Annotated in this window: 16 protein-coding genes; 11 read left to right on the plus strand and 5 right to left on the minus strand. The window is 67.4% G+C overall.

Annotation, left to right across the window (positions count from 1 at the left end; translation table 11 throughout):
• Positions 1-32 precede the first annotated feature (32 nt).
• From ACIA75_RS28300 to ACIA75_RS28315, 4 genes are all read right to left on the minus strand, one after another.
• The gene (locus ACIA75_RS28300) at positions 33-1,409 is read right to left on the minus strand and encodes an alanine racemase (RefSeq protein ID WP_397109306.1); all 1,377 of its coding nucleotides are present in this window, start codon (positions 1,407-1,409) and stop codon (positions 33-35) included.
• Entirely contained in the window at positions 1,400-2,410 is a 1,011-nt protein-coding gene (locus ACIA75_RS28305) for an ornithine cyclodeaminase family protein (RefSeq protein ID WP_397109308.1), read from the minus strand. Before ACIA75_RS28305 ends, ACIA75_RS28300 begins: the two co-directional genes overlap by 10 nt.
• The gene (locus ACIA75_RS28310) at positions 2,382-3,560 is read right to left on the minus strand and encodes a TauD/TfdA family dioxygenase (protein WP_397109310.1); all 1,179 of its coding nucleotides are present in this window, start codon (positions 3,558-3,560) and stop codon (positions 2,382-2,384) included. Before ACIA75_RS28310 ends, ACIA75_RS28305 begins: the two co-directional genes overlap by 29 nt.
• 302 nt (positions 3,561-3,862) lie before the next feature.
• The gene (locus ACIA75_RS28315) at positions 3,863-5,071 is read right to left on the minus strand and encodes a hypothetical protein (protein ID WP_397109313.1); all 1,209 of its coding nucleotides are present in this window, start codon (positions 5,069-5,071) and stop codon (positions 3,863-3,865) included.
• A gap of 144 nt (positions 5,072-5,215) precedes the next feature.
• Between ACIA75_RS28315 and ACIA75_RS28320 the strand changes: the two genes are divergently transcribed.
• The gene (locus ACIA75_RS28320) at positions 5,216-7,150 is read left to right on the plus strand and encodes an FHA domain-containing protein (protein WP_397109315.1); all 1,935 of its coding nucleotides are present in this window, start codon (positions 5,216-5,218) and stop codon (positions 7,148-7,150) included.
• 196 nt (positions 7,151-7,346) lie between these two features.
• Here the strand turns inward: ACIA75_RS28320 and ACIA75_RS28325 are convergent, their stop codons facing one another.
• Positions 7,347-8,780: a metallopeptidase gene (locus ACIA75_RS28325; protein ID WP_397109317.1), complete on the minus strand. Its 1,434-nt coding sequence runs from the start codon at positions 8,778-8,780 to the stop codon at positions 7,347-7,349.
• A gap of 115 nt (positions 8,781-8,895) precedes the next feature.
• Between ACIA75_RS28325 and ACIA75_RS28330 the strand changes: the two genes are divergently transcribed.
• The 10 genes from ACIA75_RS28330 (at position 8,896) to ACIA75_RS28375 (ending at position 19,765) form a co-directional block, all read left to right on the plus strand.
• Positions 8,896-11,583 carry an ATP-binding cassette domain-containing protein gene (locus ACIA75_RS28330; protein ID WP_397109319.1) on the plus strand — a complete coding sequence of 896 codons (2,688 nt, stop codon included), beginning with the start codon at positions 8,896-8,898 and terminating at the stop codon, positions 11,581-11,583.
• 88 nt (positions 11,584-11,671) lie between these two features.
• On the plus strand, positions 11,672-13,576 hold the full coding sequence (locus ACIA75_RS28335) for a hypothetical protein (RefSeq protein ID WP_397109322.1): 1,905 nt from the start codon (positions 11,672-11,674) through the stop codon (positions 13,574-13,576).
• Between the two features lie 152 nt (positions 13,577-13,728).
• A complete protein-coding gene (rplM, locus tag ACIA75_RS28340) occupies positions 13,729-14,172 on the plus strand; it encodes a 50S ribosomal protein L13 (RefSeq protein WP_397109324.1) in 444 nt (147 codons plus the stop codon).
• Positions 14,169-14,681, plus strand: coding sequence for a 30S ribosomal protein S9 (gene rpsI, locus ACIA75_RS28345; protein WP_397109327.1), 513 nt, complete (start codon positions 14,169-14,171; stop codon positions 14,679-14,681). Before rplM ends, rpsI begins: the two co-directional genes overlap by 4 nt.
• A 195-nt stretch (positions 14,682-14,876) precedes the next feature.
• Positions 14,877-16,259 (plus strand): phosphoglucosamine mutase, encoded by a 1,383-nt coding sequence (gene glmM / locus ACIA75_RS28350; protein ID WP_397109329.1) that lies wholly within the window; start codon positions 14,877-14,879, stop codon positions 16,257-16,259.
• A gap of 138 nt (positions 16,260-16,397) precedes the next feature.
• Positions 16,398-16,589 carry a PspC domain-containing protein gene (locus tag ACIA75_RS28355; protein WP_397109332.1) on the plus strand — a complete coding sequence of 64 codons (192 nt, stop codon included), beginning with the start codon at positions 16,398-16,400 and terminating at the stop codon, positions 16,587-16,589.
• Positions 16,590-16,756: 167 nt separating this feature from the next.
• On the plus strand, positions 16,757-17,065 hold the full coding sequence (locus tag ACIA75_RS28360; protein WP_397109334.1) for a DUF6802 family protein: 309 nt from the start codon (positions 16,757-16,759) through the stop codon (positions 17,063-17,065).
• 131 nt (positions 17,066-17,196) lie between these two features.
• Positions 17,197-17,514, plus strand: a complete 318-nt coding sequence (locus ACIA75_RS28365; RefSeq protein ID WP_397109336.1) for a hypothetical protein — start codon at positions 17,197-17,199, stop codon at positions 17,512-17,514.
• A gap of 2 nt (positions 17,515-17,516) precedes the next feature.
• Positions 17,517-19,199, plus strand: coding sequence for a hypothetical protein (locus ACIA75_RS28370; protein WP_397109338.1), 1,683 nt, complete (start codon positions 17,517-17,519; stop codon positions 19,197-19,199).
• 53 nt (positions 19,200-19,252) lie between these two features.
• Positions 19,253-19,765 carry a hypothetical protein gene (locus tag ACIA75_RS28375; RefSeq protein ID WP_397109340.1) on the plus strand — a complete coding sequence of 171 codons (513 nt, stop codon included), beginning with the start codon at positions 19,253-19,255 and terminating at the stop codon, positions 19,763-19,765.
• Positions 19,766-20,291: the final 526 nt, after the last annotated feature.

A 20,291-nucleotide genomic window follows, 5' to 3' on the forward strand; every position in this document is an offset into this window, starting at 1 on the left:
GTGCGATGCGGCCGGGGCGGACGGCAGCACGGTCAGGATTGATCGAGGGCCCAGCGATACCGGCCGCCCGGCGCCTGCGAAAGCACCACCTTGGGCGGAATGGGTAATTCGTGAAAGGGCGATTCGTTGGAATCCATCTGGTATCCGGCGGTATTCGGGTAGATCAGCAGATCGCCGGTGACGGCTGCCCGGGGCAGCGGAACCCGCCGCCAGCTGAGCATGTCCGATTCGAGGCAGGTGGCGGCGCCGACCACCGTGGGTGTCGGTGTTCCGGCGCCGGCGGGCCAGAGCACCGGGTCGGGGAGATATTCGCTGTCGAACCACTGTTCGGACAGGCTCAGGCTGGAACCGTCCACGGTCAGCACCCGGTACGGCTGCCCGTGCTCGTGCCGGATCTTGTGTCCCTGGACGCGGAAAACCGTGCTACCGGCCCGGTCGAGCAGCGCGCGTCCCGGTTCCACGGCCAGCGTGGTTTCGGTTTTCCGTAACCGCCCGGCGAGGTCGTCGCGTTCCAGGATCGCGGCGAGCATGGCCGGACCGGCTTCGGGAAACGAATACGGGTAATACGATTCGAACGCTTTTCCGGAATGAAACCAGCGGCGGTTCACTTCGTCCCGGAAGGCGGCCCAATGGCCGGCGGGGACGTAGTCGACACCGAATCCGCCGCCGATCGAAATAGTGGTGGCCGGATGCCCTTGCGCCCGCGCGGCACGGACACGGTCCAGCAACTGGACGGCCAATTCGGCGCGCGGTACCGGATCGTAGCCGGACAGGTGAAAACTGAATCCCACCAGCGAAATCGAGGGTTGATCGGCGGCCGCCGTCACGGTCTGATCGAGTTCTTCCGCCGACATACCGAACCGGCTGGCCGAAGCCGCCGGTAACACGCGCAGCAGTACGCGAACCGGAATATCCAGTGTGGCCAATCGGTTCAACTCAGCGAGACTGTCCACCGCGACGAGGCACCCGTGCCGGGCGGCGAGCCAGTGCAGGTCGTCGCTTTTCTCGGGTCCGGTGACGAGGAGATCCGCCCCGCGGATTCCCTGGCTCAGTGCGGCGACGAGTTCGCCGGTGCTGGATACGTCGACCCCCGCGCCCGCGGTGGCGCAGGCGCGGGCGACGCAGGCCGCTTTGTTCGCCTTCTTCCCGTAGAAGATCGCGCCGGAAACCCCGGCGGCAGTGAACACCTGCTGAAACCCGCGAATATTGGCGGCCACGCGCGACGGATACATCAGATGGAAGGGCCCGCCGACAGCGAACGCGATATCGCCCAGTAGCTGCGGATCGTCGAGAACCTGCTGTTCCCAGTCGTCCCGGTGCGCGGGCAGCGGTGCGGCCACCGTCCCCGCGTGTTCGCCGCGGGAGCCGGGGCCGGCACCCGCGGGGGCATCGGCTCCGGTCAATCCCATAGCGAGACCTCCGTGCCGCGGCCCTCGGCGATGGCCCGTTCGGCCAGGGCATGCGCCACGGCGATATCGGTGAGCACCAGACCGCTGTTGTAGACGAAGATCCGCTCGTCCGGACGGCGGCGGGCGACGGCGCGCCGGCTCAGGATCTGCGGCAGTTCGGCGTCCACCGGCCGCAATTCGCCGTTCTCGTCGGCCATATCGGTCCCGGTCACCGCCATCTGTTCGGCACTGGTGGCGATCACCCGGTCGGCGTCGTGCAGGGTCGAGGGAGCCAGGCCGTATCCGACCAGCACCACCACCGAACCCGGCTTCAGCTGTTCGGATTCGATCGCCACCTCGGTACCCGGACCGGCGGTCGCCAGCACGACATCCGCGGTCCGGGCCGCGGCGCCGGGATCGTCGACGTTCTCCAGCAGCGCGTGCGGGGCATACTCGGCGAGCTGCCGGTGCACCGCTTCGATGCCCTCGGGGTGGGTGCCGTAGAGCATCAGTTTGCGCAGTTGCGGATTGGCGGCCAGGAGATGCGGCAGCGCGTTGCGGCCCTGGGTGCCGGTACCGATCAGCAGGACCGAATCCGCGTCCCGGCTCACCGTTTCCCGCACCAGCAGCGCGGAGACCGCCGGTGTGCGCAGGGCGCCGACCCGGGAGCAGTCCATCATCGCGATGGGCGCGCCCGTGGTGTCGTCGTAGAGCGTGATGGTCGTGTAGTAGCGCTTGGTGGTGCGGTCGTGGCCCGGGTCGAATTTGTACGACGTCTTCATGGCCACCACCCGTCGCCGGCCGTCGCGGCCCAGCATGGCGTAGGCGACCGACCACCCGTCCGGGTTGGCGACGCTGAGCTTGCGTGGATTGTCGGAATCCCCGGCGGCCAGGGCGATATAGGCTTCCTCCACCGCGCGCACCACATCGGCCGGTGCCACCGGCACATCGGCCAGGTCGGCGCGGCTCAGGATGCGCAGGGGAGTTATTCGGTCACGTGTGCCCAACGGATCCTCGATCATCTACTGCACCGTTCCGCTCTTCACGCACCTCCCGCGCCGTGGGCGCTAGGCTGTGCGCCGCCGGCGGGAAGGGTGCGACGATCTGCTGACCGTATCCATTCTCCCCGGATTCGGCTGCGCGGCGCGGGCGTTCGGGTAGCCGGATATTCACTCGTTTCAGCCAGCGGTCGGTGCCGTCGTAGCGGGCGGTGAACGGTACCCGGCCGTGGACGGCGACATCGTTGTCGACCAGCAGCAGTTCTCCGGGACGCAGCGCGGCCACCACACAAACCCGTTCGAGCTCGCGTTCCAGCTGCGCATAGGCCGCCCGGAAGTCCGCGCCGGCTTCGTCGAGCGGCGTGTAGGCGGGGTCGAATCGCAGGGTGAGCGACCGGGGATCGCCCTCGCTTCCGGGTTCGTTCCACAGCGTGGGCACCGCGACGGCGGCGGCCCGGTCGAAGTCCGGCCCGTAGGAGACGTCCGGCAGGATCGGCAGTGTCGGTGTGCACAAGGTGTCCCGCTGCGCCCTGGTCAGCTCTACCCGGCGAACCGAGGACACCGTGGTGCCGACCAGATCGGGATTGCGCAGGCAGACCAGCATGAGCAGATTCGCGCGCATCGGGTGGAAAGCGTCTTCCGTGTGCGGGCTGAGCAGGACGGCGCTACTGGCCCCGGACTGTTCGAGTTCGTGGCCCGCCGCGGGGACGATGTTGTTGACCAGCCGTCCGTCCTGCTGTCCGGCCCAGCCGAACGGTTCACCGGCCGCCGCGGCCAGCAGCAGCATGGCGATATCCACGTCGAACGAGCAGCCGGGACGGTCCGCGTCGGCACTCCAGTGCGCCGCCGTCTGCCAATCCGGCGGTGTGGGGCCGATTTCGTTGTCGGACAGCGGTAGTCGGCGCACGATGCAGGCCCCGGCGGCAGTGGCCGGGGGGCGGAGCGCGGTACGTACTTCGGCGGGCAGATCCCCGGCCCGGCGCGCGATACGGGCGAGCAGCGCCGGGTCGGAAAGGGGTCGCGGGGCCCGGCGGGGGTCGCGGTGGGTTGTGAGGGCTATCTCAGCGGCCATTTCGCGTACCGCCCGTCCGGCGGTCTCGGGTAACTCACGGTGCTCGATATCGTCGATGGTGGGTGGGTGAAGCGCTTTACGTTCGGAGAGAACGCTTTTCACCAAAAGTTTCCCTTCTCGGAATCGTGGATCGCGGTACCGGTGTGACGAGTCGATGTGCGAAGTTAGTGCGTGGCCGGGCCGGTGGCAAGGGTTACCTAACTACGGCGTGTGATAGCAATTATGAATAACGCACTCAACGTACAGGTAGGAGGGTGTGGGGACATCTGGCGTGGCCGCCGTGGTGAGACGCAGAACACGGTAAGGGTAGCCTGGCCTTCTGGCAAATTCCGCGCGACTCGCCGGTAGTGAGAAGGTCCGCGCCGCAACAATTTCCGGCCGGGCCCGCGCCGCCCGGACCGGGATTACAGACTGTTCGCCAGCAGCGCGTACTGGGCCGCGGTCTTCTGCTCTATCTCGGATTCGTCATCGCTGGACACCACGCCCACATACCGCTTGTACGGCACGAAACAGCGGTACCGATACTGGCGCTCCGGATCGCCCCGGCCGTTGAGCTCGAGGCAACTCGCGCCGGGGACCTCCGCGGGTGCCGCCTGCGGATCGTAGGCGTCACCGGCCGATTCGATGAAACCGTCCACCAGGATCGGCGCGCCCGCCGGATCCCGGACCCGGGCCACCGAACTACCGTCGGCATAGGCGGCGCTCTCGAAACCGGATTCGTCGAGCAGCCGGGCCCGGGCATTCTGATCGTCCGCGGAACTGATCAGATAGTTCCGGCCGTAGACGGCGAATTGGTCCGGATCCGGGGTCTGCCCGCTGCGGTCGTCGACCACCACCCGCGACAGCAGATTCTCGGGATCGACCGCCAGATCGGCGATATCGGCCGTCGGCGTCGGCTCGAACCGGTCCAGCTGGGTGAGCTGGGCGGCCAGCACCTTGTCCACCCAGGACACCAGATCGGCGCGGTCGGCCTGCGGGCGCTGGACGAACAGCGAGATCACGAACTCCTCGTGCGCCAGAAACGCGCCGACATTCGCGACCCCGGGCCGCCAGTGCAGCAGCGCGTCCGGGTATTTCGCCGAATCCAGCTTCCGGTTGTCGGGCGAGACCCCGATATCGGCGCGCTCCAGCTCCTGCGCCGCCGTGCCGGCGCTGTCGGCATCGGGGAAACGCAGGGCCACCACGGTGAGCGCAGTAGCATCGGGGTTCGGCCGGGTCCGGCCCTCCGGGTCGTCACGATCGGCACCGCTGGCCGCGTAACCGACCACCATTTTGCGGTTCTTCAGGATCGGTTCGGACACATTGGCCAGGAAATCGATCGCGGTCGCGGGATCCGGCAGCACTTTCGAACCGCGCCCGAATTTCAGCGACGGATCGACCTGGTTACTGGTCACCACGGCCTCCGACATCCGGATGCCCTCCAGCATCGGACCGTCCGTACCCGCATCCTGCGGATAGCTGAACCGGTCGACCGGGAAATCCCCCACCGCCAGCGTGCGCACATCGATCTCGCCGGGGACCGGCGCCCCCGGTACGGAGCTACACCCGGACACCCCGGCTACCAGAAGAGCGGCGAGCACGATGACGGTGCCGCCACGCGTTATCCGAACCATGGGCGGGCCCCTCGTTCCGATCGAAGCTGCACTGTCGAAGTTACCCGACGCAACGCCATCTCGGGACGGGCCGGCCACGGCCGTGCCATACCCTGGTCTGGTGGCAGACAACCCGCGACAGCACCCGGGCGGAGACTGATCCGCATGCAGGACCAGCAGGTCGAGGTGGTGTCCGGGTCGCATGCCGCGGCCCGGGTCGCGGGCGCGGTGGTGCTCGTCGCGCACCGCGGGCAGGGCCGGCCCACCGAGGACTCACCCGCCGTGCGGGCGCTGGTGGCGCTGATCGCCCTGGTCTATGAGGCCGCCGCGCGGCAACCCGACGGCCCCGGCGCGTCGATCGCCCGGGAAGCGACCCGGTGGCTCATGGCCCGGGCGGAGCGGGTCGGCCCGGAGAGCTCGATCGACTTCGGGATCCTGTCCGCCGCGGGTCCGGGCCGCGTAGCGATCTTCCTGCACGGCGCCGTCACCGCCGTGGTGGCGGGCGAGGACACCGAGTACTTCCACGGCCGCGACGCGGTGTTCACCGTCGACCGGACAGCGGCGATACCGTCCCGTGCGGTAGCGCTGTTCGTCGACGATCCATCCCTTGCCGACGATGACGATTACCGGCCCGAGCTGCCGGCCGCCCGGGGCATCGGGCGACTGGTCGAGGGAATCGCCGAAGCCGGCGGGGCGATCGCCTGGTCGCCGGTGAGCCGGCCGTCCGCCCCGGCATCCGGGACGGGCCGTACGAGTGGGGTCGTGCTCGGCAAGAGAGTGGAGCGCGCCGCGGACGAGACCGCCCGGACCCACGATGATCGTGAAACGCCCGCACAGCCCGGCGGGAATCCGGCGACCGCCGCCCGCGATGATCGGGAATCGCCACCCCGGCCGCCCGACACGGACACGGTGGATGCGGGCCGGAACCGTGGCGGGGAGGGGCAGCAGGGCACCGGCCCGGGATCCGGCGCGATCACTTCTGCAGGTCGCCGACGGGAAGATGATCGGTCGCCGTCGCGGCGGCCCGAGCCGGAGAAGGCGGTGACCGCCGGGAACAGTGGTGATCGCGAAACGGCTCTCCGGCAGTCCGGCTCGGCGCATTCGACGGCCGACCCGGCTCGAAACGGACGGGAGTTGCCGGCGCGCGGGCCCGAGCCGGATGATGTGGCGGCCGCCCCGGTCGCCGGTGACAGCGAGTCGCCGCCTGCGTCGCCCGAACAGGAGGATGGGGTGACCGGCGCAGCGACTCCGCCGGTCGACAGCGTCCAGCTCTCGGAACGGGCGACAGTCACCTCCACGGGCGCCCGCGACAGTGAGACCGGCGGGCACGGCCGGGCAGAAGATTCACGCCCGCCCGATACCGACCCCCACCACGCGCAGACCGAGATCAGCGGCCGCCAACCGCCCGGAGCCGCCGGCGACCGCCGGGCCGGCGAAGGGTTCGACGAGACCGCGGACCCCCGGTCGCGCCGCGCCGGCTCCGCACATGGTTCGCTCATGCACCCCACCCCGCATATGGACCTGCCGGTACCGCAGGATGGCCCCCCGGAGCGCGGAACCCCGCCGTTGGACGCCGAACTGCGCCGCCGCACCGAGGCCACCGCGAAAGGTACTGCGCTGACCGTGAAGGTCAGGGGATTCAAATGCGCGCGTGCCCACCCGACCGACCCGCGCTCGGCCTTCTGCAGTGTGTGCGGAATGCCGGTGGATCAGACACAGCCGCTCATCGAAGTGGTGCGGCCCCCGCTGGGCATCCTGGTGCTCGACGACGGGGCCACCTACCTGTTGGACGGCGATGCGGTCCTCGGCCGGGACCCGGAGAAATCCGAGCCGGCGCGGCGCGGGCTCACACCGCTGCAGGTCAGCGATAACTCGGGCGGAATGTCGCGGGCGCATATCGAACTGCTACTGGTCGAATGGGATGTCACCCTGGTCGACCGGGGGTCCACTAACGGCACCCGCACCCGCGCGGCGGGGCACCGGGAATGGGTGCGGGTGCCACCGCACCAACCGGTGGTCCTGGTTGCGGGAACGGAGATCCTGATCGGCAAACGGATGCTGCGGTTCGAGGCCGCCGCCCCGCCCCCTTTCGGGGCGTGAGCTGTATTTTTGGCGCCGCCTCCGGCGTCGCGGGTTCGGGGCCCCTCGTGTCTCGAATCTTCCCTCCTCCGCTTCGCTCCCTCGCTACGTCAGTCCAGATCCGAGACGGGCCCCGAACCATGGGGGTGGACAATCCGGATTCTGGGAACGGGGTGCGATGGAGGTGATCGGGTGCTCCGTCAGGGCTCCGGGCGGGCTATTCGTACCGGGCGGCGCAGGTGTCTTCCCCGCCGAGGACTCCCGCGCGGAAGGCGTCGACCCGGGAGAATCCGCTCGGGACGGTTTTGCCCTCCACATCGCTGGCGGCCAAGCCGTCGGTGAGCAGCCCGGATACCGCCTCGTCCAGATCGCCGGCGGCCAGGGTGATATCGCCTTCGGCGCGGCCGGTTTCGGCGAGCTTGCCGGTCGCCACACCGGACAGGCAGGCGGCCCGCAGCCCGGTTTTCGCGCCGATCAGTTCCTGGTCGCGGCTGCGCTGCACCGAGAGTGTGTAGCGGGAGATGAACACCACGTAGCCGTTGTAGTCGCCGGTGACCTTCACCGGTAGCGGGACATCGGAATCATCGGTCGCCGCACCACGTTCGGAGAGTCCGTCGACGTTGGTCGCGATCGTATTGTTCGCCGGGCAATAGGTCACCGGTTCGGTGGCGACGCCGTCACTGCAGTCGATTTCGGCGCCGTCGTAGCTGTAGGTCGGTTCATCGGTGGTGGGCAGGATGACCGACAGGGCTTTGCCCAGTTCGACCAGGCTCTGCTCGGTGATCTCGAATTCCCCGGATTCGCCGTCGAAGCTCTGCGGCAGATCACCCCGGCGCTGTTCGATCTCGTCCATATCGATTCCCTTGCAGCCCTTGGCGCCGTCGGTGAAACCGACCTGCACCGCGGTGACCCGCTCGAAGGCCGAGCCGTGCACGCTTTCGGGGTCGTCGGGATCGGAGTCGCGGATCGCGACCGTGGCGGCGAGCACCGAATTCAAGCCGTCGGAGGTGTTGATGGTGAAGTAGTCCGATTTACCCTCCGCCACCCACCGCATGTAGGCGCCGGCAAAACAGTCGGCCTGCTGTTCCTTCACAATCACCGGGTCGTCGCGGTCGACGAGATCGGCGTTGTTCTGGATCGCGTGGCCGTACTCGTGGGCGATGACCATCACGACGGCCATCTGACCGAACGTCTCGGACATCGTGGGCAGCAGCAGTGCCCGGTCCCAGCCGATCGAATTGTCCAGCCGGCAGTAGGCGGCGTTGACCATCCGGTAGGTCGACTCCGTGCAGAACTCCGCCGATTTGCTGCGGGAATCGCGGGCGCTCCAGGAGATCAGCTTCTGCACCGGTTCGAACTCACCCTCGAACTCGGCGTCGTAGTGTTCGTCCCAGTAGGCCTGAACGTCGGTGACCGCGTTGAGCGCCAGGGTGTCGACCTCGCCGCCGTCACTGTTTTCCGCGCGCAGTTCGCTGGGTGGGACGTTTTCGCGCGGACCGCTCGGACCGCTCGTCGTCGGCAGGCCGGCGACCTGGAAGGGGTTGTCGTAGATCGAGACCGCCCGGCCGTCCACCGCCCGGGTACACCCGGTGACCAGCAGCAGTGCGCTCAGCGTCGCCATGGCGAGCGCGGCGGCGCGGAATCTCGGCATGGATCCTCCCCCATTTTCGGCCGGTTCGGGTGCTGGTATTTCCCATTGGAGCTCAGGAGTTGGCCCCCCAGCGGGGGCATCTCCGATACCCGGGTAATGGAATAGTATCCGCTGCATGTCTGCACCGGGGGTGCGCACCATCACGGTGCGCCATGATGGAACCGAACGTGTCTTCGATTCGAATCAGCAGATCACCCTGGGCCGTGCGCCCGAGGTGACGCTGTTCGTCGACAGTCCGCTGGTTTCGCGCGTCCACGCGATACTGGCCTGGCAGTCGGGAGCCTGGGTGCTCACCGACAACGGCAGCACCAACGGTGTGTTCGTCGATGCACGCCGGCTCGGCGGGCCCGTCCCGATCGACCGGCCCACCCAGGTCCGTCTCGGTGATGCGATCAGCGGGCCGCTGCTCTGGCTGGTTCCGTCCGGGATTCCGCAGCAGCAAGTTCCGGCCCAGCAGCCCCCGGCACATCGGCCGTCGGTTCCGCAGCAATATCCGTCCGGTCCGCAACCGCAGCCTTATCCGTCCGGTCCGCAGCGTCAACAGGTGCAGTCGGCTCCGCCGCGCGGGCATTCAGCTCCACCGGCGCAGGTCCCGCCGAGCGCGGGACAGCCCGCCCGGCCGGGCATGGACCAGCCGTATGCGCAACGTCCGCAGCCGCAGCCGCACCAGCAACCGCCCCAGCAGCAGTGGCCGCCGAGCGGGGGACAGCCCGCCCGGCCGCCGCAGGCCGGCAGCGGTCAGCAGCCGCCGGTCGACCGGCCACAGCCGGCCAATGTGAACATGACGGCCAAAGCGACCGTGGCGGCCGTACCGCCGGTGCGGCACCGCGTGAGCGAGGGGCCGGTGGCCCGTGCCGACCGGATTCCGCCGGGTGGGCTGGCGATCGGGCGCACCTCGGACAACCAGATCGTCGTCAACGATCCTCTGGCATCTCGTAAACACGCACGGCTTGTCGCCGGACCCGAGGGCCTGGTGCTCGAGGATCTCGGCTCGGCCAACGGGACCTTCGTGAACGGTGTCCGTCAGCAGCGGACGGTGCTGCGGGAACGCGACATCATCACCATCGCCAATATCGATTTCGAGGTCCAGCAGGGCACTCTGGTCCACCGGCAGCGCCCGGTCGCCGAACAGGGCCTGACCGTGCACGGGGTGGGGTTCACCGTCGAAGGCAACAAGCAGTTGCTCGTGGATGTGAACATGCAGGCCGGCCGCGGAACCCTCACGGCGCTGATCGGCCCGTCCGGCGCGGGAAAGTCCACCCTGTCACGGCTGATTGCGGGGAGTACTCAGCCGTCCGGCGGGCGGGTCACCTTCGAGGGGCGCGATCTGCACGCCGAATACGAGGCGCTCCGTTCCCGTATCGGTATGGTCCCGCAGGACGATGTGCTGCACCGGCAGCTCACCGTGCGCCAGGCGCTCGGCTTCGCCGCCGAACTGCGCCTGCCGCCCGACTCCTCCAAGGCCGACCGCCAGCAGGTCATCGACGGGGTGCTGCGGGAACTGTCGCTCACCGAACACGCCGATACCCGGGTGGACCGGCTCTCCGGCGGGCAGCGCAAACGCGCCTCGGTGGCGCTGGAACTGCTCACCGGTCCCTCCCTGCTGATCCTGGACGAACCCACGTCCGGGCTGGATCCGGCGCTGGACCGGCAGGTCATGATGATGCTGCGCGAGCTGGCCGACGCCGGGCGCGTGGTCATCGTGGTCACCCACTCGGTGGCCTGCCTGGACATGTGCGATCAGGTCGTGCTGCTGGCGCCGGGCGGGAAAACCGCCTACGCCGGTAACCCGGCGGGTGTCGAATCCGCGCTCGGCACCAGCGATTGGGCCAAGATCTTCGCCGATGTCGCGGCCAACCCCGATGCGGCGTTCGCCCACTACCGATCCCGGCAGGCCGCGCTGCCGCCCCCGCCGCCACCCGCGGCGCGTCAGAGCGGCGGGGGTTCGCCGCCGCAGTCGGGTGCCTGGAAACAGTTCTCCACGCTGGCCCGGCGACAGCTGCGGCTGATCCTGGCCGACCGCGGCTACCTGGCCTTCCTCGTACTGCTGCCCTTCGTGCTCGGCGGATTGTCGCTGCTGGTGCCGGGTAGTAACGGATTCGGCCGCCCGCCGCTGATCCAGCTGGACGACGGGTCCTTCGTGCCCAACGGTGACTCGGAACCGCAGATGCTGCTGGTGCTGCTGATTCTGGGTGCCTGCTTCATGGGCCTCACCTTGACCGTGCGTGATCTGGTCGGGGAGCGCACCATCTATGTCCGGGAACGCGCGGTCGGGCTGCGCTCCGGGGCCTATCTGACCGCCAAGGTCATGGTGTTCGGTTTTGCCGCGCTGGTGCAGTCGGCGGTCCTGGTGGGCTTCGTGCTGCTCGGTAAGAAGCGGCCGCAGGAGGGCTCGGTGCTGGCGCTGGGCGGTGCCGAGCTGTACATCGATATCGCGGTCACCGCGGTGTCGTGTGTGGTGCTCGGCCTGCTGCTGTCGAGTCTGGCCAGGTCCAGCGAACAGGTGATGCCCCTGCTGGCGGTGGCGATCATGGGTCTGCTGGTGATGGCCGGCGGGATGATCCCGGTGACCGACCGGGTGGTGCTGGAGCAGGTCACCTGGTTGTTCCCGTCGCGGTGGGGCTACGCCTCGGCCGCGTCGACGGTCGACGTTCGGGAACTGTTCATCCAGGCGCAACCGGACGGGTTCTGGGAACACTCACGCGGTATCTGGTTCTTGGATGTCGGCATGGTGGTGGCCCTCACAGTGCTGATCGCGTTGATCACCTGGACCCGCCTGCGGCTCAAGAAGTCCGCGAGATGAGACCGGTGACCGGCCGCAGCCACCACCCGCGCCGCTGGTCGCCGGGGGCGGCGAGCGCGACGACCGCACACCAGGCACACTGATGCCTGTGATGGTGCGAGTTGGTGCGGTACACCTCGGGTGGGATGTGGTGTCCGTGGCCGCGGGCGGATCCGGCGTGCCCATCCGCCCGGTACAGGTCGAAGGAAGCTACAACCCACCCGCCTATCTGCTGGCCGATGCCTCGGGCAAGCTCTATACCGCCGGAGCGGACAGGCAACGGCCCGATCTGGGTATGGCGATCCCCGATGTCCGGGACATACTCGGGCATCCCCAGATCGTGATCGCCGGGGCCACCTGGCCCGCCGAACTGGTTTTCCGGGCCCGCCTCTACAACCCGCTGGCCGCGATCGGGTCCTACCTCCGCGGTAAGCCCGATGTGGTCGCCCTGCCGTATCCGGACGATTGGCCGGAGCCGAAGATCGACGCCTATGCCCAGCTGGTCGAGCAACTCGACGTCGAGGTGGAGCCGATCCCGGAATCCATCGCGCTCTCCGGTTATGTCCGCGCCCTCGGGCTGGTCCGCGCACCCGACCGCGCACTCCCCGACGGGCTGGGCGCGACCGCGGTCCACTTCGACGGCCACGTGGTCGACGGTCGCGCCAATATCCTGGTCGTCGCGGTCCACGGCGACGAGGAGCGGCCCACCGAATCGGTGTACGTGCCGATCGATCCGGAATCCACCCGCGACCCCCGCGTCGCCGACGACACCGTGATCGAGGTGATGGCCGCCGCGCGCGCCATCGGTGCGGACAACTCGACGGTGCTGCTGGCCGGGCAGGTCGTCTTCAACGAAACGCTGCGGTTCGCCTTCCGCAACCATCTGGGCCAGCGGCTGAAGAAGGCCGAGCACCCCATGCACGCCCTCGTTCTCGGCGCCACGCACCTGCTGGTCAGCGAGAACGAGGACGACGACGAGGAGGAAGACCCGGCGGCGTATCCGCACCCCGTCCCACCGTCCGGCCCGGCCGGATCGGGTCCGCCGGGGTCCGGGGCGAACTACGCGGTTCCCGGCCGGTCGGGAGAAACCGCCGGGCCGCCGATGCGGAATCCGGCACCGGGGCCGCAACGGCCCGTCCCGCCGCAGAATCCCCCCGGTGGGGGACGCGTCCCGCCCGCCGGACCGAACCAGCCCGGACCGTATCCGGGGCGGCCCGGTTCGGACCAGGCAAGTTCCGGGCAGTTCCGGCCCGGCGACTCCGGCCCGCCCGGGTCCGGCGCGCACGCACCGGGCACCGACCCCCGGGGAAGCGGTCGCCCCCCGGGCAGCGGACCGGCCGGCCGGCCCGGTCCGCAGCCCTATGGAACCCGGCCCCTGACACAACCGGGCGCGGGTGACGACGCGACCGTGCAGGTCGATCGGGATGAACTACCGCCTCCCGTCCCCGGACCGCCCGGCCGGTTCACGCGCGCACCCGATCCGGATACCGGCAGCCAGGCGGGGCCCGTTCCCGGGCAGCCCGGTGGTGAAGCGCGACACGAGTCCGAGCCCGACGGCGAGCCGGGCAAGGGCAAGCTCTGGAACAAGATGAAGGACAACCTGTTCGGCGCGCACGCCGTGCTCGGTGTGGCGGCACTGGCCGCTCTCTCGGCCGGAGCGGCCGGCGGGGCGGGAACCGCGCAGGCCCAGCCCGGTGCGGCCGGAGTTGTCCGATCGGCCGGCCAGAGCACCGCCGACAGCGGTATCGCGGTGGTATCGCACCGGGCCGCCGGATGTGTGCCGATGCCGCACGTGCTGATCGAACCTCCCACCGAGGCAGCACCGGAGGCCGAGCCGCAGGGCCGCCAGCTCTATGCCCGCGTACCGGCCCCCGACGCGAGTGAGTCCGGGCCGGGTCCGGAGCTGCCGGAGGAGGATGCTCCGGCCTGCGGCCCGTCCGGTATCGACACCCTGCGCTACCTGGTTCCCGGCCGTCCGGGGATCACCGACCCCGGCCCGCCGTTCGATATCTGACCCGTACCGGGCGGGTTTCCGCGGGCCGCCGACCGGCTGGTATCGTGGTCCGCTGGTGTGCGGAACACCGAGGCCCGGGTCTCAACCGGCCGCCGGGAGCTCCTCGACCGCACACTTCGGCCGGCAGCATCGACGACAGACAGGGAAGCACTGTGCCTACGTACAGCCCGAAGGCGGGTGACGTGACCCGGAAGTGGTACGTCATCGACGCCACTGACGTAGTGCTCGGCCGTCTTGCCGTTCAAGCAGCGACTCTGCTGCGTGGCAAGCACAAGCCGACCTACGCTCCGCACGCCGACGGTGGCGATTTCGTCATCATCATCAACGCCGACAAGGTTGCCATCAGCGGCAACAAGCGCGACGGCAAGCGCATCTACCACCATTCCGGGCATCCCGGTGGGCTCAAGTCCCGCACTGTCGGTGAGGTGCTGGATACCCGCCCCGACCGCCTGGTGGAGAAGGCCGTCAAGGGCATGATCCCCAAGAACAAGCTCGGCAATGCCATCGCCGGCAAGCTGAAGGTGTACGCGGGCCCGAATCACCCGCACGCCGCCCAGCAGCCCGTTCCGTTCGAGATCAAGCAGGTGGCCCAGTGACCGCTCCCGAGGAATACACCGAATACGACGAAGCGGTTGTCGAGGACGCCGCGGCCGAGGTGCTGGACGAGGGCGTGGTCTTCGAAGACGACGCCGAATTCGTCGAGTTCGCGGCCCCGCTGGACCGCCCCGTCCAGACCGTCGGCCGTCGTAAAGAGGCCGTGGTCCGGGTGCGCCTGGTGCCGGGCACCGGCAACTTCGTGCTGAACGGCCGCACCATCGAGGACTACTTCCCGAACAAGGTGCACCAGCAGCTGGTGAAGTCCGCGCAGGTCACCGTCGAGCGCCTCGAAACCTTCGATGTGTTCGCGCGTCTGCACGGCGGCGGCCCGTCCGGCCAGGCCGGTGCGCTGCGCCTGGCCATCGCCCGCGCGTTGATCGTCGCCAACCCCGACGACCGTCCCGCGCTCAAGCGTGCCGGGTTCCTCACCCGTGACCCGCGCGCCACCGAGCGCAAGAAGTACGGCCTGAAGAAGGCCCGTAAAGCGCCGCAGTACTCGAAGCGCTGATATCGCCGATGCCGGCCGTCCGCTCACGGTATGTGGGCGGGCAGGCCGGTGTCGCTTCCGAGAGCAGGCAGCCAGCCGGAGTCTGGTGGCCTGCTCTCGTGCTATATGTACCGCGGTGTTCGTCGGCCGGCCGTCCCGAGGGTGTTTCCGGCAGGGTTCGTCGCGCGCTGTGGACTCACTGACGAGGGGCAAGGTATGGGACGTTTGTTCGGCACCGACGGCGTACGCGGGCTGGCCAATGATTCGTTGAGCCCGGAACTGGCGCTGCGGATCGCGGGAGCGGCCGCACAGGTTCTGGGTACGGAGGTTCGGTCCGGTCGCCGCAAGGTCGCGGTGGTGGGCCGGGATCCGCGAGCCAGCGGGGAGATGCTGGAGGCCGCCGTGACCGCGGGGCTCACCGCCGCCGGAATGGATGTATTACCGGTCGGCGTGCTCCCGACGCCGGCCGTCGCGTACCTGACCGCCCTCCACGACGCCAGCCTCGGCGTCATGATCTCCGCCTCGCACAATCCCATGCCGGACAACGGGATCAAGATATTCGCCGCGGGCGGGCACAAACTCGACGACGCCGTCGAGGACCGGATCGAGGCCAAGGCCGCCGCCGGCGATTTCGCCCGGCCGACCGGCGCGGATATCGGGCGGGTGCTGGCGGCGCCGGGGTCGCGGCACCCCGGATTCGATATGCCCGAATTCAGTCTCGAAGGCACCCACGAGCGCTATATCGAGCACCTTGTCGAGGTCACCGGCCGGGACCTGAACGGTCTGACCGTCGTCGTGGACTGCGCCCACGGCGCCGCGTCGGAAGTCGGCCCGGCCGCCTACCGGGAAGCCGGGGCGCAGGTGATCGCGATCAACGCCGAACCCGACGGCCTCAATATCAACGACGGTGTGGGCTCGACCCATATGGCACAGGTCCAGCGCGCGGTCCGCGAGCACGGCGCCGACCTCGGCCTCGCCCACGACGGCGACGCCGACCGCTGCCTGGCCGTGGACGCCGCCGGCAACCTCGTCGACGGCGACGCGATCATGGCGATCCTCGCGCTCGGCATGTACGAAGCCGGCACCCTGGCCGAGAACACCCTCGTCGCCACCGTGATGAGTAACCTCGGACTGCATATCGCCATGCGCGCGGCCGGGATCACCGTGCGCACCACCGGCGTCGGCGACCGCTACGTGCTCGAAGAACTCCGCAGCGGCGGCTACACGCTCGGCGGCGAACAGTCGGGCCACGTGGTCTTCCCGGGCTACGGCACCACCGGCGACGGGATCCTGACCGGCCTGCAACTGATGGCCCGCATGGCGGCCACCGGAAAACCGCTGGCGGAGTTGGCGAATGTGGTCCAGAAGGTACCGCAGGTCCTGGTGAACGTCCCCGTCCTGGACAAAGCCGCCGTCACCGCCGACCCCGGAATCCTCGAAGCGGTCCGCGCGGCCGAGGGCCAGCTCGGCGATACCGGCCGAATCCTGCTGCGCCCCAGTGGAACCGAACAGCTGGTCCGGGTCATGGTCGAAGCCACCGATCACGACCGCGCCGAACAACTCGCCGAAGACCTCGCGAAACTGGTTGCGGCGGTCTGAACACGTCCCCGGCTCAGGGTTCGACCCTGAGCCGGGACCGGCGAAATATCAGGGTCGGCATCAGTAGCGCTACCGATGCCGGCCCGTCCTGACGTGCGGATAGTGGACTGTGTAGTCCCCGTTACCGAAAGGACCACCATGACCGCCCCCGCACGCCGCTTCACTCGCTCCACCACCGACAAGTGGGTCGGCGGAGTCTGCGGCGGTATCGCCCGATACTTCGGCTGGAGCACCGGCATCGTCCGCCTGCTCTTCGTCGTGTCCTGCATCCTCCCCGGCCCCCAGTTCGTCATCTACCTGGTCCTGTGGCTGATGATGCCCAAACACTGACCGCGCATCCGGCAAACTTCCGGCTCTTCCCGAGCCGCCGCCGAGCCCCGTTCCCGTATGGGAACGGGGCTGCGCTGTGTCATCCCGGGGGCTGCGCTATGTCGTCCGGGATGGAAAGATAGGCCGAAACCCATACCAGCGCAGACATATGGAACTCAGGAGGACCCATGCCCACATCCGGAGAGTTCCCAGGTCTCGGTATGCCGAGCTTCGACACCACCTCCTCCCTGGACGACCTCGGCCCGGTGGAAATGGAATCCGCCACCCAAGACCTCAACGGCGACGGCATCCTCGACACGTTCACCACCACGGGCCCCGACTCGATGAGCGTCTGGACGGACTCCGACCTCGACGGCTACGCCGACCAGTTGAGCGTGGTCGAAAACGACGGCGATTACGCTGCCTGGGAATACCACCGTAATCCGGACGGGACGGGCGAATGGCGTCAGACGGACCAGGGGACCGTGGGGGAGTAAGCACGTATTGAACGCCCGGGGGCCGGATGGAACCGGAACCCGGGCGGGCGCGTCGAATCAGTTAGCAGCAGAGCGCCGCAGGGCCGATCGGGGACCTCCCGGGAGGGGCGGGCAGGACGGAGGGGAGACCCATGAGCACGGGTGATCAGTCGGTCGGGATGGATGCCGCCGCGGTGGCGAGTTTGGCCAGCAATATGCGGGACAGTGCAGGTGAGGTCAACGATCAGGTACAAGTTGTTGCCGGCAGGATGGTTGCGCCTGCCGATACCGGATTCGCATACGAGGCGCAAGGGGATGCCATTCACAATGGTCTCTTGGCGGTACAGCAATGGCTGAAAGATTGGTCCGAGGCGACACGGCTCACCGGTGATGCGATGGGGCAGAACGTAACCTCGGTAACCTCGGTGGACAGGGTGAACTCTGAGAACACTGAGCAGGCTGCGAGCTGACCGTGGAGAATCGTAAATGTTCTGAATTGTTCGATGCCGGTTCGAAAGCGCTGTGGTATTTTAATAAGCTGGAAGATCAATATCTTCGATGGGTGGGTGACGCTAAGTCACCGGAGTTCAAGTCTTACCAGGATTTGCACACACTCTTTTATCGGTTGAACGGTTTGAACGAGGATGCATTTCGGAATGCCGCTGATGGGCTTAAAGCGGTGCTCGATAAGGTCACTCCGGAGCGTAACCGGCAGGTGACATTTTCGCAAACTATACCCACGGTGTGGTGGGGTGAGTCGGCTACGGCGGCTTCGAATATGATGGCAACGCAACTACAGCTGTCCGAATCCGACATCACTGTCGTACTCAAGGTGTATGGGGAAATGGATCCCACGCCGCAGGCGCTGCGGGATGCTCTTGCGATAATCGCCAATGCGGCTAACGAAATTTCGACGAGTGACGATGTCAAGGTTGACAATAGTAAGACCCCCGAAGATATCAAAGATATCATCTCCTTTGTCAGGGGTGAATTCGGCGCTACTAGTTCATTGTTCGGCTCCGACAGTCTGATTGACAGGGTGAATCGGGCATTTCCTGATTATGCAGTTAAAACACTTGTTGCAACCCCGGAGAATGTCAGCGGAAAATCAACAAATACATCAGGCTTGGGCATATTGAAGGCGGAATGTGAAAAATGGTTGAACACCATCTTTAAAGTAGAGTACGAATCTTACATTACCGCATTCGTTAATGCATGCAATCAAGCGAACCAGCACATTGGTAATATTTACGATGAGTTGGTCAAGTCCTTCGAATATCTGAACGCGACCAAGTATCCGTGCCCGGCGGGCTCGTCGACACCCCAAACCACCAATCCGGCCGGGACCACCACGAGCCAGTCCAGTCCCGCTGGCACTCCGTCCACCACAGGCACACCTTCGACCACAACATCTCCCTCGACCACCACACCTTCGACGACCACGACCAGTACTGACAATCCGCTGTCCACAATCGCCGCGCTGGGCACTCAGCTTGCTTCGTCGGGTATCGGCACCCAGTTGACCGAGGGTCTGAACAGCCTGGTGAGCTCGGCTACTCAGCAGATCACCAGCACGCTCGAGGAACTCCGGGAACAGGCCGAGAATGCGATCGATCCCGATAGTGAGGATGAGTCCGACCAGGATCTGGACGGTGACGGGGTACCGGACCAGGATGCCGATGGTGACGGCGAGCCCGACAAGGACCTCGACGGCGATGGCAAGCCGGATAAAGACGTGGACGGTGACGGTAAACCGGATGCCGACGGTGACAAGGGTATCGAGTTCAACGGTCAAAACTACAAACTCGAAGTGGGTTCCGACGGTCAGTTGAAACTGGTGGTGGACAGTCCCAGCGGTGAACCGGTGACCTACAAGGTCGAAATCGGTCCGGACGGCAAGCCGTCAATCGTCGGCGAGAACCCACCCGGCGAGGCGCCACCGGAAACCGAGAATCAGCAGCCCGCTGGTCAACCTGCCGGAGTTCCGGGCGTTCCTGCCGGGAAGCCACAGGAAGACGGCGAGCATCAGCCCCAGAATTATCCGCCGCCACAGGAACCGGGAGACGATTCCCCCGATCCAGAGGCGCCGCCGCCTCCTCCTCCGGCGCCTTCGGTGGATACCGGTGCCCAGTTGGCCGAAGCAGGTCCGCTGTGATCACCGGGCAGGAATGGCGGTAATGGCTCTCGGGCGCGAATGGTGAGGTAGATATGGTGAGCGAAGTCGAACGGATCGGCGAGGAATGCCGCCGGTACTCCGAACGTATGGTGGAGCAGATGGCGGAAGCCAAAGCCCGCCGAGAGGCCCAGAGCCGCGAACTGGCCGAGCAGGCAGCGGCCAAAATGCGTCAGTTTCAGCAGGACATGGCGGAGCGCGCGGCCGAGGAGGGGCGACAGGGCAACGAGCAGACGGCCCCGACCGAGGGAAACCCCGAGGTTGGATCTTTCCGACTGCGGGAGAACGAGGTTCAGCGACTTCGGGACGAAGAGTTGCGCAGGCAGCAGGATGTGGTTACTCCGTCGGACGGTAACGGCGGAATCCCCGTACAACGGGGTGACAGGGCCGGGTTCCCAGCGCAGCCGGGGCAAGTCGGCGAGCTGGACACACGTGAAGCGATTGCACGCTCTGCCGCCGCTCGTCGCAGGAACAATGTCGTTGCTCCCATAGACGACGATGGTGACGACGAAGCCACGTACTACCGGCGCAATAGTTGGCTGGTTTGAGGTGGCGAGGTACCCGGAAGAATCCCAGCGGGTCACTGCGGTGCTTCGCGAAGCGTCCAGTACTGTCTCCTCGGCGCAGCTCCTGGGATCGGCTTCCGGTCCTCCGCTCGAGTTGGAGATCTCTGAAGAGCTGCCGGGTCTCTGCCCGCGGCACGGTTTTGATGCAGTAGAACGGCGCCCAGGGGTACTGACGTTCTTTCGAGGGCCCCGGGGCGAGCGGGAACAGATCACGGGTTGGGCCTTGTTGCGGCATTCTTCACCCTGGTGATTACGCTGCGGTTCTTCGGTTTCAACCGGCTGATAAAAGTGCCCGGGTCCACGCTGAATGGCCGTTGTGTAGCCAATGTGTGCGTACTGCGGATCGGTGGCGCAATGTCGCGAAGCTCCTCCTTCTTGCCGGTCCTGCGCTTCTGGTGCCGGTAGTACTCGGATGGCTACTTCTCGGCGATGCCGTGGGACGGCCGCTGGTACTGGTTTTGATGCCGGGCTGGTTGCCTTTCGGGTTGTTCGCGGCGGGAGCGGCGTA

The organism is Nocardia sp. NPDC051750 (assembly GCF_044453135.1).
GTDB lineage: Bacteria > Actinomycetota > Actinomycetes > Mycobacteriales > Mycobacteriaceae > Nocardia.

Bases quoted from the DNA above. Each gene is read 5' to 3' on its own strand.
- ACIA75_RS28300 (WP_397109306.1), bottom strand. From the start codon at position 1,409: ATGGGATTGACCGGAGCCGATGCCCCCGCGGGTGCCGGCCCCGGCTCC.
- ACIA75_RS28305 (WP_397109308.1), bottom strand. From the start codon at position 2,410: ATGATCGAGGATCCGTTGGGCACACGTGACCGAATAACTCCCCTGCGC.
- ACIA75_RS28315 (WP_397109313.1), bottom strand. From the start codon at position 5,071: ATGGTTCGGATAACGCGTGGCGGCACCGTCATCGTGCTCGCCGCTCTT.
- ACIA75_RS28320 (WP_397109315.1), top strand. From the start codon at position 5,216: ATGCAGGACCAGCAGGTCGAGGTGGTGTCCGGGTCGCATGCCGCGGCC.
- ACIA75_RS28325 (WP_397109317.1), bottom strand. From the start codon at position 8,780: ATGCCGAGATTCCGCGCCGCCGCGCTCGCCATGGCGACGCTGAGCGCA.
- ACIA75_RS28330 (WP_397109319.1), top strand. From the start codon at position 8,896: ATGTCTGCACCGGGGGTGCGCACCATCACGGTGCGCCATGATGGAACC.
- glmM (WP_397109329.1), top strand. From the start codon at position 14,877: ATGGGACGTTTGTTCGGCACCGACGGCGTACGCGGGCTGGCCAATGAT.
- ACIA75_RS28355 (WP_397109332.1), top strand. From the start codon at position 16,398: ATGACCGCCCCCGCACGCCGCTTCACTCGCTCCACCACCGACAAGTGG.
- ACIA75_RS28360 (WP_397109334.1), top strand. From the start codon at position 16,757: ATGCCCACATCCGGAGAGTTCCCAGGTCTCGGTATGCCGAGCTTCGAC.
- ACIA75_RS28365 (WP_397109336.1), top strand. From the start codon at position 17,197: ATGAGCACGGGTGATCAGTCGGTCGGGATGGATGCCGCCGCGGTGGCG.
- ACIA75_RS28375 (WP_397109340.1), top strand. From the start codon at position 19,253: ATGGTGAGCGAAGTCGAACGGATCGGCGAGGAATGCCGCCGGTACTCC.